Annotated in this window: 21 protein-coding genes; 20 read left to right on the forward strand and 1 reads right to left on the reverse strand. The window is 27.6% G+C overall.

Annotation, left to right across the window (positions count from 1 at the left end):
• Window positions 1-85 precede the first annotated feature (85 nt).
• From HMPREF2782_RS01280 to HMPREF2782_RS01360, 18 genes are all read left to right on the forward strand, one after another.
• Entirely contained in the window at window positions 86-835 is a 750-nt protein-coding gene (locus tag HMPREF2782_RS01280) for a rhodanese-like domain-containing protein (protein ID WP_070640324.1), read from the forward strand.
• A 74-nt stretch (window positions 836-909) separates the two neighbouring features.
• Complete coding sequence (locus HMPREF2782_RS01285; protein WP_070640327.1) at window positions 910-2,364, forward strand: TIGR04282 family arsenosugar biosynthesis glycosyltransferase; 1,455 nt, start codon at window positions 910-912, stop codon at window positions 2,362-2,364.
• Complete coding sequence (locus HMPREF2782_RS01290; protein ID WP_070640330.1) at window positions 2,361-3,080, forward strand: TVP38/TMEM64 family protein; 720 nt, start codon at window positions 2,361-2,363, stop codon at window positions 3,078-3,080. The genes HMPREF2782_RS01285 and HMPREF2782_RS01290 overlap by 4 nt, the downstream gene beginning before the upstream one ends.
• A complete protein-coding gene (locus tag HMPREF2782_RS01295; protein WP_070640332.1) occupies window positions 3,070-3,753 on the forward strand; it encodes a TVP38/TMEM64 family protein in 684 nt (227 codons plus the stop codon). Before HMPREF2782_RS01290 ends, HMPREF2782_RS01295 begins: the two co-directional genes overlap by 11 nt.
• Window positions 3,753-4,436: a TIGR04283 family arsenosugar biosynthesis glycosyltransferase gene (locus HMPREF2782_RS01300; protein WP_070640335.1), complete on the forward strand. Its 684-nt coding sequence runs from the start codon at window positions 3,753-3,755 to the stop codon at window positions 4,434-4,436. The genes HMPREF2782_RS01295 and HMPREF2782_RS01300 overlap by 1 nt, the downstream gene beginning before the upstream one ends.
• Before the next feature lie 8 nt (window positions 4,437-4,444).
• Complete coding sequence (locus HMPREF2782_RS09630) at window positions 4,445-4,768, forward strand: ferredoxin family protein (protein ID WP_261668544.1); 324 nt, start codon at window positions 4,445-4,447, stop codon at window positions 4,766-4,768.
• Window positions 4,758-5,405 (forward strand): heterodisulfide reductase-related iron-sulfur binding cluster, encoded by a 648-nt coding sequence (locus HMPREF2782_RS01305; protein WP_261668545.1) that lies wholly within the window; start codon window positions 4,758-4,760, stop codon window positions 5,403-5,405. The genes HMPREF2782_RS09630 and HMPREF2782_RS01305 overlap by 11 nt, the downstream gene beginning before the upstream one ends.
• Before the next feature lie 10 nt (window positions 5,406-5,415).
• Entirely contained in the window at window positions 5,416-5,835 is a 420-nt protein-coding gene (locus tag HMPREF2782_RS01310; RefSeq protein WP_070640338.1) for a C-GCAxxG-C-C family protein, read from the forward strand.
• Window positions 5,836-5,924: 89 nt separating this feature from the next.
• Window positions 5,925-7,265, forward strand: a complete 1,341-nt coding sequence (gene glmM / locus HMPREF2782_RS01315; protein ID WP_070640340.1) for a phosphoglucosamine mutase — start codon at window positions 5,925-5,927, stop codon at window positions 7,263-7,265.
• Between the two features lie 3 nt (window positions 7,266-7,268).
• On the forward strand, window positions 7,269-7,589 hold the full coding sequence (locus HMPREF2782_RS01320) for an aspartate 1-decarboxylase (aspartate alpha-decarboxylase) (protein WP_070640342.1): 321 nt from the start codon (window positions 7,269-7,271) through the stop codon (window positions 7,587-7,589).
• A 79-nt stretch (window positions 7,590-7,668) separates the two neighbouring features.
• Window positions 7,669-7,818 (forward strand): 50S ribosomal protein L33, encoded by a 150-nt coding sequence (gene rpmG, locus HMPREF2782_RS01325; protein ID WP_004816546.1) that lies wholly within the window; start codon window positions 7,669-7,671, stop codon window positions 7,816-7,818.
• A 14-nt stretch (window positions 7,819-7,832) separates the two neighbouring features.
• Window positions 7,833-8,015: a preprotein translocase subunit SecE gene (secE, locus tag HMPREF2782_RS01330; RefSeq protein WP_004838712.1), complete on the forward strand. Its 183-nt coding sequence runs from the start codon at window positions 7,833-7,835 to the stop codon at window positions 8,013-8,015.
• 7 nt (window positions 8,016-8,022) lie between these two features.
• Window positions 8,023-8,616 carry a transcription termination/antitermination protein NusG gene (gene nusG, locus HMPREF2782_RS01335; RefSeq protein ID WP_070640345.1) on the forward strand — a complete coding sequence of 198 codons (594 nt, stop codon included), beginning with the start codon at window positions 8,023-8,025 and terminating at the stop codon, window positions 8,614-8,616.
• A gap of 63 nt (window positions 8,617-8,679) precedes the next feature.
• A complete protein-coding gene (rplK, locus tag HMPREF2782_RS01340) occupies window positions 8,680-9,114 on the forward strand; it encodes a 50S ribosomal protein L11 (protein WP_004838714.1) in 435 nt (144 codons plus the stop codon).
• Window positions 9,115-9,151: 37 nt separating this feature from the next.
• The gene (rplA, locus tag HMPREF2782_RS01345) at window positions 9,152-9,862 is read left to right on the forward strand and encodes a 50S ribosomal protein L1 (RefSeq protein WP_019117748.1); all 711 of its coding nucleotides are present in this window, start codon (window positions 9,152-9,154) and stop codon (window positions 9,860-9,862) included.
• Between the two features lie 201 nt (window positions 9,863-10,063).
• Window positions 10,064-10,612, forward strand: a complete 549-nt coding sequence (rplJ, locus tag HMPREF2782_RS01350; protein WP_004838716.1) for a 50S ribosomal protein L10 — start codon at window positions 10,064-10,066, stop codon at window positions 10,610-10,612.
• Window positions 10,613-10,651: 39 nt separating this feature from the next.
• Complete coding sequence (gene rplL / locus HMPREF2782_RS01355; protein ID WP_019117746.1) at window positions 10,652-11,032, forward strand: 50S ribosomal protein L7/L12; 381 nt, start codon at window positions 10,652-10,654, stop codon at window positions 11,030-11,032.
• 113 nt (window positions 11,033-11,145) lie between these two features.
• Window positions 11,146-11,595: a Fur family transcriptional regulator gene (locus HMPREF2782_RS01360; RefSeq protein WP_019117745.1), complete on the forward strand. Its 450-nt coding sequence runs from the start codon at window positions 11,146-11,148 to the stop codon at window positions 11,593-11,595.
• A gap of 41 nt (window positions 11,596-11,636) precedes the next feature.
• Here the strand turns inward: HMPREF2782_RS01360 and HMPREF2782_RS01365 are convergent, their stop codons facing one another.
• Window positions 11,637-12,350 carry a heparan-alpha-glucosaminide N-acetyltransferase domain-containing protein gene (locus HMPREF2782_RS01365; protein ID WP_070640347.1) on the reverse strand — a complete coding sequence of 238 codons (714 nt, stop codon included), beginning with the start codon at window positions 12,348-12,350 and terminating at the stop codon, window positions 11,637-11,639.
• 87 nt (window positions 12,351-12,437) lie between these two features.
• Between HMPREF2782_RS01365 and HMPREF2782_RS01370 the strand changes: the two genes are divergently transcribed.
• Window positions 12,438-13,724, forward strand: a complete 1,287-nt coding sequence (locus HMPREF2782_RS01370) for a bifunctional folylpolyglutamate synthase/dihydrofolate synthase (protein ID WP_070640349.1) — start codon at window positions 12,438-12,440, stop codon at window positions 13,722-13,724.
• 273 nt (window positions 13,725-13,997) lie between these two features.
• Window positions 13,998-15,515 carry a YfcC family protein gene (locus tag HMPREF2782_RS01375; protein ID WP_070640351.1) on the forward strand — a complete coding sequence of 506 codons (1,518 nt, stop codon included), beginning with the start codon at window positions 13,998-14,000 and terminating at the stop codon, window positions 15,513-15,515.
• Window positions 15,516-15,519 lie beyond the last annotated feature (4 nt).

A 15,519-nucleotide genomic window follows, 5' to 3' on the forward strand; every position in this document is an offset into this window, starting at 1 on the left:
CAATATATTTGTATATCGTACAATGATAACTATGTTTAAATATTATATTTATATTTAAAAAATATATTTTAATAAGGAGAGTTTTATGAAAAAATCAAATTTATTGTTAGTAAGTATATTTACTAGTTTAGCTTTATTAAGTGGTTGTTCTCAAAATAATGCAGTTGATAGTACTTCTACAGAAGTAAAATCAAATGAGGCTAGCACAGAAATTAGCAAATATCAAGAAATGAAAGGCGAACAGCTAGATAAAATTGAGGAAGATAATAAGAAAAAAGAGGATTATCTTGTAATTGATGTAAGAAGTGAGGAAGAATATAAGGAAGGTCATGTAAAACATGCTATAAATATTCCTCTTGATGATGCTGACAAAAGAATTTCTGAAATAAATGATTACAAAGATAAAAACGTAGTAACAATTTGTAATACAGGCAAAAAAAGTTCAGAGATGGCAAAAAAACTTGTTGAAGCAGGATTTAAAAATGTTTGGAATGCTCAAGGCGTAAAAGATTTTGAATACACAACAATGACAAAGGTTGCTACAATTTTGCCTGAAGAATTTAAAGAAAAAGCTGCATCTGGAAATTATACAATTATAGATGTAAGAGATGAAAAAGATTATAACGATGGACACATGAAAGATGCAATTCATGCATCTGTAGATACAATTGATGAAGATATTAAAGATTTGCCTAAAGAAAAACCATTTTTAACATATTGTTATAGTGGAAATAAATCTTGGACAGTTGCAGACAAATTATCAAAAGAAGGCCATGAAGTATATAATGCATGGGATGGAACAAAAGAATACGATGGATATGAATTAATTAAATAAGACCTATTAAAAACTTTAAGAATAAAAGTTAAATAAAGACTTTTATTCTTAAAGTTTTTTTGAAAGGAATTTATATGGACAAAATTATTTTTTTTACAAAAGCTCCAAGACTTGGATTTGGCAAATCAAGACTTAAAAATTATCTTGATGAAAAACAAAGATTAAGACTAACAATAGATTTAATAAATGAAAATTATAAGAAAATAAAAAAAACTAATAAGGATTATGTAATTTATTATGATGGATCAAAAAACGATATAGATTTTTTAAGTGGAGAAAAAATTCATCAACAAGGAGATGACCTTGGAGCTAGAATGAAAAATTCAATAGATAAACAGCTAAGTTTTTCTAATAAAGTTATTCTTATAGGTTCCGATTTGATTAATTTAAGTGAAAAAGAAATAAATAGAGCTTTTGAACAATTAGATTTTTATGATATTGTAATTTCTCCATCAGATGATGGTGGGTATGGGCTTGTAGGTATGAAAGAATCTTTAGATATTTTTTCTAATATTGTTTATTCTAAGTCAAATGTTTTGGAAGAGACAATAAAAAAAATAAAAGAAATGAATAAAACTTACAAACTGCTTGATGAAATTTATGATATAGATAATTTTACAGATTTATTAAAGGCAGAGTTTTCAAGCAAAGACATAGAGTTATTAGGAGCTGGAGAATATAATATTAACTATAAATATAAAAATAAGGTTATTAGAATTAATTTACAGTCTCAGCTTGGTTTAGGAAAAGAACAAATAAAATACGAATATAATGCCCTAAAAGAGCTTGAAAAAAGTACAGTCACACCAAAAGTATACGAACTTTATGATAAAGGCAAATATTTACCATTTGGATTTTTGACTATGGAATTTATAGAAGGAAGAGCTTTAGATTATAATAAAGATTTAGAAATAGCAGCATATATGCTTTCAAAAATTCACGATACAAAAATTAAAGATTCAAAATTGATTTTTGCTGATAAACCTTTCAAAAATATGTATGAAGAATTTGAATGTATGTATTCTTATTATAAAGACTGGGAAAATAAAAATAAAGATACCGAAAAATATATAGATAAATTTATGTTAATTGCTAAACGTTCAGGATTAAATAAAAAAATTGAAAAACCTTGTATTATTAATACTGAGTTAAATAATAGAAATTTTATTATTGGAGAACATTCTAAGGTCATAGATTGGGAAAAACCAATAATCGGAGAATGCGAGCAAGACTTAGCTCATTTTTTAGTTCCAACTACAACAAATTGGAAAACGGATGTAATCTTAGAAAAAAAAGATATGTTAGATTTTTTGAACATATATAAAAAGTATAGAAAAGTGGATATGTATAAATTCTTCAAATATCTAATGTTTAATTCTCTAAGAGGAGTGACTTGGTGTTCTATGGCAAAAGTTGAATATAGTAAAGAAAGAAAAATAAAAAATGAAGATACTATAGAAAAAATAAACAAATTTTTAAGCCGAGAATATTTAGAAATGTTAAGTAAATTATATGAGGAGTTTAAATGAAAAAAGCAAAAAAAATAAGTAATGAAAACAAAAATAGAATTATACTCATTTCTATAGTTTTATTATGCGTATTAGTTTATTTTTTTGTACCACAAATAAATAGTGAAATAAATTATGCTTTTAATGTTTTAAGAAAATTAGACATAAATGAAATCGCAAGTTATATAAGAAGTTTTGGAAGTTTATCTGTTATAATATCATTTTTATTGATGGTTCTACAAGCTATAATTGCCCCTATACCAGCATTTTTTATAACTCTTGCAAATTCTATGATTTGGGGATGGTGGAAAGGAGCTATTCTTTCTTGGTCTTCAGCAATGGCAGGAGCTTTGTTATGTTTTTTTATTGCAAGAATTTTAGGAAGAGATGTAGTTAAAAAAATTGCTACAAATGGAGCTTTGCAATCAGCGGAAGAATTTTTTGATAGATTTGGAAAACAGGCAATATTAATATGCAGATTACTTCCTTTTGTTCCATTTGATCCAGTAAGTTATGCCGCAGGATTGACATCAATGAATTTTTGGTCATTTTTTATTGCAACGGGAATAGGTCAATTACCTGCAACAATAATTTATTCTTATTTTGGAGGTCAACTTACAGGAGGAGCACAAGCGTTGATGTATGGACTTTTAGGTCTGTTTGCTTTTTCTCTAATAGCCTATGTAGGAAAGAAAATTTATCAAGAAAAACAAAAGAGCAAAAAAATTGAAAAATAAATTAAGTATAAATGAGAAAAAAATAAAATATACAAAGATTTTTCTAATTATCATAATAGGATTGGTAAGTTATTTTTTGGTTAGAAATATAAGTATAGAACAAATTAAAAATTGGGTTCTTATAAATAACAAATGGGCAGCAATAATATATATTTTAACCTTTATAATTTTACCGATATTCTTTTTTCCTGTTCCGGTAATAGTTGTAGCTGGTGGAAGTTTATTTGGACTTGTAAAAGGTTCAATTTATACTTTTATGGCTGTTATTGTAAATACGACTATAATGTATTTTCTTGGTAGATTTTTATTTAAAGATTTTGTAAATTCTTTTGTAGAGAATCACGTAAGCGAAAAAATAAAAAATGCACTTTTTAGCAAAAATCAAAAAGTTTTATCCCTAGTTTTATTTATAATAAGGCTAAGTCCAATTTTTAGCTATAATCTAGTAAACTATATATCAGGTATAACTGAAATAAAATTTATTCCTTATATCCTAACTACAATTCTAGGAGTTTTACCAGGAATTATAGTATTTATAAATATTGGAGAAAATGTTTTGAAAATAGGAAGTAAAGAATTTTTTGTTAGTTTATTATTTTTATTACTTTTAGTAATAATTTCTGCTATAATTTCAAAATTATTTTTAAAAGATAGTGTAAACAAGGAGAATTGATGGTAACAATAATAGTCCCTACATATAATGAAGAAGAAAATATAAAAAAATTTCAAAATAATTTAAGTAAACTAGAAGGTGATTTTGAAATTATTTTTTCTGATGGATTTTCAACCGATAGGACTTATGACTTAATCAAATATAAAAAAATTAGACAAGCAAAATACAGGTCAAACCAAATGAATGAAGCTGTAAAATATGCACAAGGAGATATTCTTTGGTTTTTGCATGCAGATTCTATGGTAGATCCTTTGAGTATAAAAAAAATTGAAGAAAGTGATTTAGATGCTGTTGGATGTTTTAATCTAAAATTTGATAAGAAAAATTTACTTTTAAAAATGATTGAAATTGGATCTAATCTAAGAGTTGACATAAGAAAAATTGCATTTGGAGATCAAGGAATATTTATAAAAAAATCCTTATTTGAAAAACTAGGAGGATATAAGCCAATTCCATTAATGGAAGATTATGAGTTTTCAATTATGTTAAAAGAAAATGATATTGCCATAAAACGACTAAATACACCCATAACAACATCATCTAGAAGATATATGAAAAATGGAATTTTGAAAACTAATAGGATGATGCATAAATTGCAAAAAACTTATAGAAAAGCTAGAAAAAAAGGATATGTTAATAAAATTATAGATGATATATATAATGTTTATGAGCAAAAAGAATAGGAGAAGTTTTGGGAGATCAAAAAAATATTGTAAGTAAAATAAAAGATGAATGCATTAGATGTGATATTTGTAAAAATAATTGTGGCTTTTTAAAAAAGTATAATATAAATCTTCTAGAATTCGTAAATAGAAAAGATTTAAGATATTCTTGTTTTTTGTGTAATAAGTGTGAGTCTGTTTGCCCTAAAAACCTATCGGGAAGAGATCTTGCTTTAGACATGAGAAAGAAAAAACCTAAAGGAGTTGTAAAAACAAAATTTATTAAAAATAATTATAAATTTTCAAACAATAGTAAAAAAAAAATCAAAAGATTTGCTCTATTTGGGATGTAATTATCCAGGTTTTTTTCCTGAAACTTCGAAAAAGTTAATAGATATTTGCAAAGAAAAAGGAATTGATTACAGTATAGATTGCTGTAAAAAACCAGTTTATGAAAAAGGAGGATATGCAAAAATAAGCCAGATAAAAAAATTATGTCAAATTAAAAATGTAAGAAGGCTTATTTGTTGTTGTCCAAATTGCTATCATTTTTTGAAAGATAAGATAGATATAGAAGTTATCAGTATATATAAATTTTTAAAAGAAAATAATATAGGTCAAAAAATCCAAGGAGAAGTTAATATATTCTTTCCTTGTAGTGATAGGTATAATAAAGAAATTTTTCAAGATATAAAGTACTACATAAAAGATTATAAAAATCCCTATAAAAAAATAAACTGCTGCGGTCTTGGAGGAGGAGCTATAGACTGTGAAAAAGATTTAGTAAAAGACATATCTAATTATATGAAAGAAAATGCAAAAGATAATATCTACACTTATTGTTCTTCATGTGCTGGGATTTTTAAAAATAAATATAAACTAAACAATGTAAAAAAATTTTTATCTGAAATTTTAGGCACAAATGAAAGCGCATCATCAAATTATGGAAAAAATATATTGAAATTTAAATTTAAAAATTATAGAAAGTAGGAAAAATATTATGGACTATGAAAAGATAAATGAAATGATGGAAAAAGGATATAATTGTAGCCAAGTCGTCTTTTGCTATTTTGCAGAGGACTATGGAATAGATAAAAAAACTGCTATGAAACTTGCAACTCCTTTTGAGATGGGAATATATGAAAGCAAGACTTGTGGAGCATTATCTGCAGCATATATGATTCTTGGATTGAAATATGGATCAACAGACTTTGATGATAGAATGAAACTTTTAAAAAAAATCAAAAAATTAAACGAATTATTTTATGGAAAAATGAAAGCTAAAAATTGCAAAGAGTTATTATCTATGAAGATTTTAGAAGATGATAATATGAAATTGGCTGAAGAAAAAGGTTTATTTGAAAGTGTCTGTACAAAATCAATAAAAACAACAATAGAAATATTAGAAGAATTATTATAAATAAAGTAAAAATGCAATTTTATATAACAAGAACTTGAATCAATTTAATTACTAAAATATAATTATGGTAGTTATCTAGGAGGTTTAAAATGAAATATTTTGGAACAGATGGATTTAGGGGAGAAGCTAATCAAGATCTTACCCTTTATCATGCAATTAAAATTGGAAGATTTTTAGGATATTATTTTAATAAAGAAAAAAATGGAAACGGAAAAATTGTAATAGGCAAAGACACGAGAAGATCATCATATATGTTTGAAGATGCCTTATCAGCAGGAATTACTTCATCAGGATCTGATGCATATCTTCTTCATGTAACAACAACTCCTTCAGTATCTTATGTAGTTAGAAGTGAAGATTTTGATTGTGGTGTAATGATAACAGCAAGCCACAATCCATACCATGATAACGGAATAAAAATTATAAATTCTGATGGAGAAAAAATGGATGACGAATTTTTGCAAAAATTAGAAGATTATATTGATGCGGATATTAAAGATATTGATTTAAAAATTGGAGAAGAGATAGGAAGAACTCACGATTTTGTTGGTGGAAGAAATAGGTACACAGCATTTTTGATTCAAACTGTATCAAAATCTTTTAAAGGAAAAAAAGTAGGACTAGATTGTGCAAATGGAGCTGCATCATCAATAGTAAAAAGTGTTTATGATGCTCTAGGAGCAGAAACCTACGTAATAAATAATAATCCAGATGGCTTTAATATAAATGTAGATTGTGGTTCAACACACATTGAAGTTTTACAAAAATACGTAAAAGAAAATAAACTTGATTGTGGATTTGCTTATGATGGAGATGCTGATAGGTGTATAGCAGTCGATGAAAATGGTGAAGTAGTTGATGGAGATGCTATTCTTTATATTTGTGGAAAACACATGAAAGAAGAAGGATATTTAGAATCAAATACAATTGTAACAACAATAATGTCAAATATAGGCTTATACAAAGCACTTGATAAAATAGGAATAAATTATAGCAAGACAAAAGTTGGAGATAAATATGTCCACATAGAAATGAGCGAAAATGGATATGAACTTGGTGGAGAACAATCAGGTCATATTATTTTTTCAAAATATGCAAACACAGGAGATGGAATTTTAACTTCGCTTAGATTAATGGAAGCTATGATAGATAACAAAACAAGCCTATCAGAATTGAGAAGAGATTTAAAAATTTATCCACAAGTTTTAAAAAATGTAAGAGTAAATGATAAAAAAGCTGTATTAAATGATGAAAATATAAAAAATATTATAGAAAAAGAAAGTGAAAGTCTAAAAGATACAGGAAGAATTTTAGTTAGAGAAAGCGGAACAGAACCATTGATTAGGGTAATGGCAGAGGCAGAAACAGAAGAAATCGCTGATAAAAAAGTAAACAATATAGTAGAAGCAATAGAAAAAAGCGGGCTTTAATTAATGAAAGATTATCTTACAGGTAGAGAAATAAATATAAAAGAAGCTGTACTTGTAGTAGGAAATAAAATATATTCAAAAAAATCTTATATAAGCATGGACACAAGAAAATTAGAAGGCTATCCGCCAAAAATATTTTATGATAAAAATAAAAATTATTTGGGGAAAATGTATGACGAAGGAGTATATGAGCTTTTAGATATAGAAGAAATACTTCTTGATTATAGCGATTCATGTTTTTCAAATCACGACTTAGATGATCTTAGAGATTTTTTAGTAAATAAAAGAAAAAAACTTTATGAAAGCCTAGAAAAAAGTCAATAAAAAATATTGACAATATTGTAATTTGATGGTAATATATGTGTTTGTATGGGACTATCCATATAAATTAGGAGGTGTTTTAATGGCAGATAAAGTAAAACTAGAATGCACAGTTTGCAAAAATAGAAATTACGATACTACAAAAAACAAAAAGAACACTCAAGAAAGACTTGAGCTTAAAAAGTATTGTCCTTTCTGTAAAAAACACACTGTTCATAAAGAAACAAAATAGTAAGGAGTTTTAAAATGGCTAAGAAAAAAGATGGATTTTTTAAATCTGTAAGTAGAGAATTCAAAAAAATCACATGGCCAACAAAAAATGAAACTTTAAATTACTCATTACTTGTTATTATTGTCAGTGTGATTACAGGACTTCTCATTTGGTTATTAGACATAGTCTTTGGAAACATGCTTGGATTTTTGATGTAGGTAAGATATGACTGATTTATCTAATAACAATAATTCAAATGAACCAAACAATACTAAAGAAGAAATTGATTCTAAAGATTCAGAAAAACAACCAAGATGGTATGTAGTTCACACATATACTGGCTACGAAAATAGGGTCAAAGATAAGATCCAAATGATGATAGACAACGAACAAAATCCTGATATCATCGATGTAACAGTGCCAGAAGAAGAGTATGTTGAAGTAAAAAATGAATCAAAGAAACTTAAAACAAGAAAATTATTCCCAGGTTATGTAATGGTAAAGATGAATATTACTAACAGATCTTGGTATATAATTAGAAATACTCAAGGCGTCACAGGCTTTGTAGGACCAGATTCTAAACCTGTTCCATTAACAAAAAGAGAGGTAATAAAATTTGGTATTAAAGAAGATAAGCCTGTACTAAATATTAATATAAATGTAGGAGATAATATAAATATTATCCAAGGACCATTTAAAGATTTAGTAGCTGAAGTAAAAGAAGTTGATACAGACAAACAAATAATTAAAGCTTTAATTGATATGTTTGGAAGAGATACAATTATTGATTTAAGTTTCGAGGATATTGAGACAATTTAAACTGGCTTACGTAATGTAAGTGGGAGGGGATAACCCGCCAAAAACCACAAAGGAGGATTTAATATGCCAGCAAAAGAAAAAGAAGTACAAGCAAAAGTTAAATTACAAGTACCAGCAGGAAAAGCTACACCAGCACCTCCAGTAGGTACAGCACTAGGACCACACGGAATCAACATCATGGAATTCGTGCAAGCATTTAATGCTAAAACAGCTGACCAAGCTGGAATGATAATACCGGTTGAAATGACAATTTATAAGGATAGATCATTTGATTTTATCACCAAAACACCACCAGCACCAGTATTAATCAAAAAAGCTATAGGACTTGAAAAAGCAAGTGGGGAACCAAATAAAAATAAAGTTGGTTCAATAAAACTTGAACAAGTAAAAGAAATAGCTGAAACTAAGATGCAAGATTTAAATGCTGCAAGCCTAGAAGCTGCAATGAGCATGATAAAAGGCACATGCAGAAGCATGGGAATTACTGTAGAGGAATAAGTGGAAGAGGAAACTCGTTATACCACAAGGAGGCAACATGGCTAAAAAAGGTAAAAAATATATAGAATCAAAAAAATCTTTTGATACTCAAAAAGAATATGAATTATCAGAAGCATTAGATATAGTTGAAAAAACTGCAAAAGCAAACTTTGACGAAACTGTAGAATTACACGTAAGATTAGGTGTAGATTCAAGACATGCTGACCAACAAGTAAGAGGTACTGTTGTACTTCCACACGGAACTGGTAGAGATGTTAAAGTACTTGCAATTGTAAAAGATGATAAAGTTGAAGAAGCTTTAAATGCAGGTGCAGACTATGCAGGTAGTGAAGAATATACAGATAAAATCCAAAAAGAAAACTGGTTGGATTTTGATGTAATAGTAACAAGCCCTGACATGATGGGACAAGTAGGTAGACTTGGTAGAGTTTTAGGACCTCAAGGATTAATGCCAAACCCTAAATCAGGAACTGTAACAAATGATATTGCAAACGCAATTAAAGAAGTAAAAGCAGGTAAAGTAGAATACAGAACAGATAAAAACAATCTAGTTCACGTGCCAACTGGAAAAGTTTCATTTGGTAAAGAAAAATTATCAGACAACTTAAAAGCTTTAATCACTGCTATTGTTAAAGCAAAACCAGCTTCAGCAAAAGGAAAATATTTAAAATCAATTACTATTGCTTCAACAATGGGTCCTGGAGTAAAATTATCTCCAGCAAGAGCAATGGACTTGGTTGAAAAATAAAAAAATATTTGACAACATATTTATCAAGTGATATACTATCATAGTCAAATAAATAGGCTACCAAAGACTACGGAGACTTAATAGTTTAATTATTCCGTATAGGTGGGAATAAGAATCTACATCCCCACCGATGTAGGCATAATAATTATGCCTAATTGTGGGGATTTTTATATACCTACCAAAAGCCATAGGAGGTGAAATATGTCTGAAAAAGCTATACAACAAAAACAAGTAATTGTTAATGAAATAGTTAAAAAAATTGAAAATGCTAAATCAGTTACTCTTGTAGAGTTTGATAAAATGGATGTAAAAGAAATTACTGATTTACGTAACAATTTTAGAGATGCAAATACTGAATACAAAGTATACAAAAATACTATGATGAGATTTGCATTCCAACAACTAGGATTTGACCAATTTACAGAAGAGCTAAAAGGTTCTAACGCATTAATTTTTTCAAATGAAGAAATGGTTGATGGACCAAAAGTAGCAAGAAAATACATCGATAAAGACGATGCAAACAAAGATAAGCTTATAATTAAATCTGGTGTAGTTGATGGAAACTATCAAACTCCAGACGAAATGTTAGCAATTGCAAAATTACCAGGACAACAAGAACTTGCTTCAATGCTTGTTAATACATTACAAGCACCAATTAGAAAACTTGCTGGTGATTTATCACAAATCAATGCAAAACTTGTTTATGCACTTGATGCAGTTAGAGAAAAAAAAGAAAACGAAGCAGCTTAATATAAGAACAATTTAAATTAAAATATCGGAGGATTAAAAATGTCAGAAAAAGTAACAAACTTATTAGAAGAAATTAAAGAACTTACAGTATTAGAACTATCAGAATTAGTAAAAGCATTAGAAGAAGAATTTGATGTAACAGCTCAAGCTACAGTAGCAGCAGCTCCAGTAGCTGCAGCAGGAGCAGCTGAAGCAGGTGCAGCAGAAAAATCAGAATTTGATGTTGTATTAAAATCAGCAGGTGCTTCAAAAATTAACGTAATCAAAGTAGTTAAAGAAGTTACAGGTCTTGGATTAAAAGATGCTAAAGCATTAGTTGATGGGGCTCCAAAACCAGTTAAAGAAGGCGTAGCTAAAGACGAAGCTGAAGAATTAAAATCAAAATTAGAAGAAGCTGGTGCAGAAGTAGAATTAGCATAGTTTCTATTTATAAAAAGGCTCAATTGAGCCTTTTTTTCTTTGCAAAGATTGACACTTATTAATTTATAATGTATATTAAAAATGAAGGATTTTAATTTTGGAAAGAGGAGAATATGAAAGAAATTATTGATTCTCTTGAAAATGTCGATCAAAATAAAAAATTTGAGATTGAAAAGCATATATTGAAAAAACATGGGATTAGAGTTAGTCATCAAAGGCTAATGATACTAGATTTTCTTGTGAATAATAGAAATCATCCAACTGCTGATGATATTTATAAAAATTTAAAATCTTACGATCCTATTATATCTCAGGCAACGGTTTATAATACATTAAATTTATTTGTAGAAAATAATATAGTAAGTGAATTAGATTTTAATCAATCAAGAAAAAGATATGATTTTTATCAAAAAAATCATTCCCATTTTATTTGCGAAAAATGTGGAAATATTCTGGATTTAAATGTTGACATCGACAATCTAAAATTAGAAGAATTAGAAGGCTATAAAATAAATAGTGTAGATATAACAATTAGAGGAATTTGTCCTAATTGTAAAAAATAAAAGAAGGCGATAAATTATTTTTTATTTATCGCCTTCTTTTGTTATTTAATTATTTCAAAAACAAAATAAACAAGGGCATATATTATTATCTGGTGGGAGAGGTAAATTTTTAGGGAATTTTGACCTATTTTTGCAAGGAAAGAATTTTTTCCGTAATGATTATAAAATTTTTTTTCTATTAAAAATTTTCCTATGATATAACCGCTAATATAAGCAAAAAACCACGGAATAATTGGGAAATAATCCGTTGAATGAAAGCTATTTGATGGAAATCCTAGAATAAATAAATTTTTATTATATAAAGAAAGCCCTATATTTTTACTTAAAAATTTTCCACTAGGTAGGTTATAAGTTATAGCAAATAAGATAATAAAAATAAGTAGTAGGTTTTTGTTTATTTTTATATTTTTTTGTAAAAAAGATATTAGTATCATTGATAGACCAAGACCGTTTAGTACCCCAAAAATTATTAATTGGTCGGGTACAAAAAAATATGTTATTAAAGTAATTAAAATTCCTAAGATTGAAATTATTATTCCACGTTTTAAATTCATTTTCCAATCAAGAAAATTTGAGCTGATTCCTGAAATTATGAAAAATGATATGGCTATGGATAATTGCCAAATTTTATTTATATAAATATCATTGTACCAGTCAAGCCTTGTGTATAGGTTTATATCATAACAAAGATGAAATAATACCATAGATATTATTGTAAAGCCTCTGTACTTATCTAGTGTGTAGTTTCTTTTCATTTTCTTTCCTTTAAAATAAGAGTGTCTATTATTATTTTACTTTATTTTTTATTATAATATAATATTTGTGTTAAGAAAGAGGTAGAGATGATTAAAGATAAAGATTATTATTTGGATTGGATTTATGGAAGAGGAAATTCTGCTGGCAAAAGGAGAGATTTATCGGCTATAAAGGCTTTATTAAATGAGCTTGGAAATCCTCAAGATAAAATAAAGGTTATTCATATAGCAGGAACAAATGGAAAGGGTTCTACTGCAAATTATATTGCAAATACCCTAGCAAAAACTTCTAAGTGTGGTTTATTTACTTCTCCTTATATGGTTGAAATAAATGAAGAAGTACAAATAAATGGAAAAGCAATTAGTGATGAGGAGTTTTTTTCTTATATAAACTTAATTAGACCTATATGTGAAAAATTGGATGTAAGAGGATTAAAAAATACATATTTTGAGGTTATGACAGCTCTTATGTATAAGTATTTTTATGATAAAAAAGTTGATGTATGTGTTGTTGAAACTGGTTTGGGAGGAAGATTGGATTCTACAAATATTGTACAAAAACCTCTTGCTACTATTATTACAACAATATCAATGGACCATACAAATATTTTGGGTGATACTATTGAAGAAATTGCTTGGAATAAGGCAGGAATTATTAAAAAAAATGTTCCTGTATTTATTTATCCTCAAGTTAAAGAAGCCCTTGATGTCATTTTAAAAGAAGCGAATGAAAAAAATTCTAGGATTTATAAATTTGATTTTGATGAGATAAAAATAAAAACTCAAAATGATAACTACAATGAATTTGATTTTAGAAATTATAAAAATATAAAAACTTCTTTAATAGGAAAGGTTCAAATTTATAATGCTTGCAATGCTATAAATTTTTTGGATTATTTTAAAGAGGAATTTTTCTTGGATGAGAATATTATTAAAGAGGGGATATTTGAAAGTAAAAATTCGGGAAGGATGGAACTTATTTCCAAAAATCCAAAAGTTTTAATAGATGGAAGTCATAATAAAGAATCCATAGATGCTTTAATAAAATCCTTAAAATTATTCAAATATAATAGGCTTATAGTAGGTTTTTCTGTTTTAAAAGATAAAGATTTTGATTATATTATAAAAAAATTGTCGTCTGTAGCTGATGAAATGGTTATAACAAAAGTTGACAATCCAAGAGCATTTGATTTAGGCGAATTGGAAAAAATTGTTAGAGAAAAATTTACAAATGTTAAGGCAATAGATAATATAAGAAATGCTTACGAATATTCAAAACAAATAGCTAAAGAAAATGATTTGGTTTTGTGGTGTGGATCTCTTTATTTGATTGGAGAAATAATTAAATATGAAAAAATGAATAAAGATATATAAAATTATTATATTTATAAGAAATATCAGGTTTAAAATTATTGAATCTGGTATTTTTTATTATCTAAAAAAAATACTCATCTAAAAACAAATAAATGTTTTAATATTTATCAATTACGATAAATAAATATGAAAGTTAGATAAAATTAAGTGAAAAAATATAATCATAGCAATTAAATAACAAATATCATTCAATCTTTTAGATTGATTGCTTAATATTACAATATTATTGACAATCTTAATTAAAACCTGTATGGTTTGAATGGAGGTATAATTATGAGTGAAAAAAAGAAAAAGAAATTTAAGTTTCCTTCAGCTTTTACTGTTCTATTTATAGTTTTAGTATTAGCTGCTATTTTAACTTACGTAGTACCAGCAGGTTCTTATGATAGGTTAGAGTATAATAAGGAAGAAAATGTATTCATAAGAAGTGGAGTTGATGGAGAGGAAGAAAAACTTCCTGCAACTCAAGATGTTTTAGATAAGTTAAAAATAACTGTTCCGTTAAAAAGCTTTGTAAAGGAAGATATTAAAAAGCCAGTAGCTATACCGGGATCTTACCACAAGCTTGATCAACAACCACAAGGTTTTCTAAAGGTAGCTAGAGCACCAATAGATGGTGTAGCTGATTCTATAGGAATTATTGTTTTTGTATTATTACTTGGTGGTTGTATTGGAGTTTTAAATAAGACAGGTACTTTTGATGCGGGAATTGCTGCTTTGTCAAAATTAACAAAAGGAAAAGAATTTTTGATGGTTGCAATTTTATCAAGTATTGTTGCTCTTGGTGGAACAACTTTCGGAATGGCAGAAGAAACAATTGCCTTTTATCCTATTTTAATGCCAATATTTTTAGCATCAGGATTTGATGCTATGGTAACAATTGCTGCAATTTATATGGGCTCATCAATAGGAACAATGTTTTCAACAACAAATGCTTTCTCAGTAGTAGTTGCATCAAATGCTGCAGGAATTTCTTTTAAAGAAGGAATGGGTGTAAGAATTATAAGCTTAGTTTTAGCTCAAGCTATTTCTCTTTGGTATATCTATAGATATTCTAAAAAAGTTAAAAAAGACCCATCAAATTCTATAATTGCAGAAGATATGCCTAGAATTAAAGATCAATATCTAAAAGATTATGATCCAGATAATGTTGCACCATTTAATTTTAGAAGAATTGCAATGCTTGTTGTATTTATGCTAGCATTTCCTATAATGATTTATGGTGTTATGAATCTAGAATGGTGGTTTGAAGAAATGTCAACCTTGTTCTTAGTAGTTGGAATTTTATTGATTATTCTATCAGGTTTAGAAGAACAAGATGCAGTTGGATCATTCTTAGATGGAGCAGCAGACCTAGTATCAGTTGCCTTAATCATAGGAGTAGCTAGGGGAATTAATATAATTTTAGATGACGGAATGATTTCAGATACAATGCTTTATGGAGCATCTAATATTATTAGCGGAATAAATGGAGTATTATTCTCATCCGTACAAATGATTTTATTCTCATTCTTGGGAATTTTTATTCCTTCATCATCAGGACTTGCTACTTTGTCAATGCCAATTATTGCTCCACTTGCAGATACAGTTTCTCTTGGAAGAGATGTTGTAGTATCAGCATACAATTTTGGACAAGGTTGGATGGCAATAATAGCTCCAACAGGTTTAATTTTGGCAACTCTCGAGATGGTAGATGTTTCATATAATAAATGGATTAAATTTATTGCACCATTAATGGGAATATTGTTAGTATTAGCTATAGTTATGTTAGGAATACAAACTGTAATTTAGAAAC

The sequence above is a fragment of the Anaerococcus sp. HMSC068A02 genome (assembly GCF_001811125.1).
GTDB lineage: Bacteria > Bacillota > Clostridia > Tissierellales > Peptoniphilaceae > Anaerococcus > Anaerococcus vaginalis_C.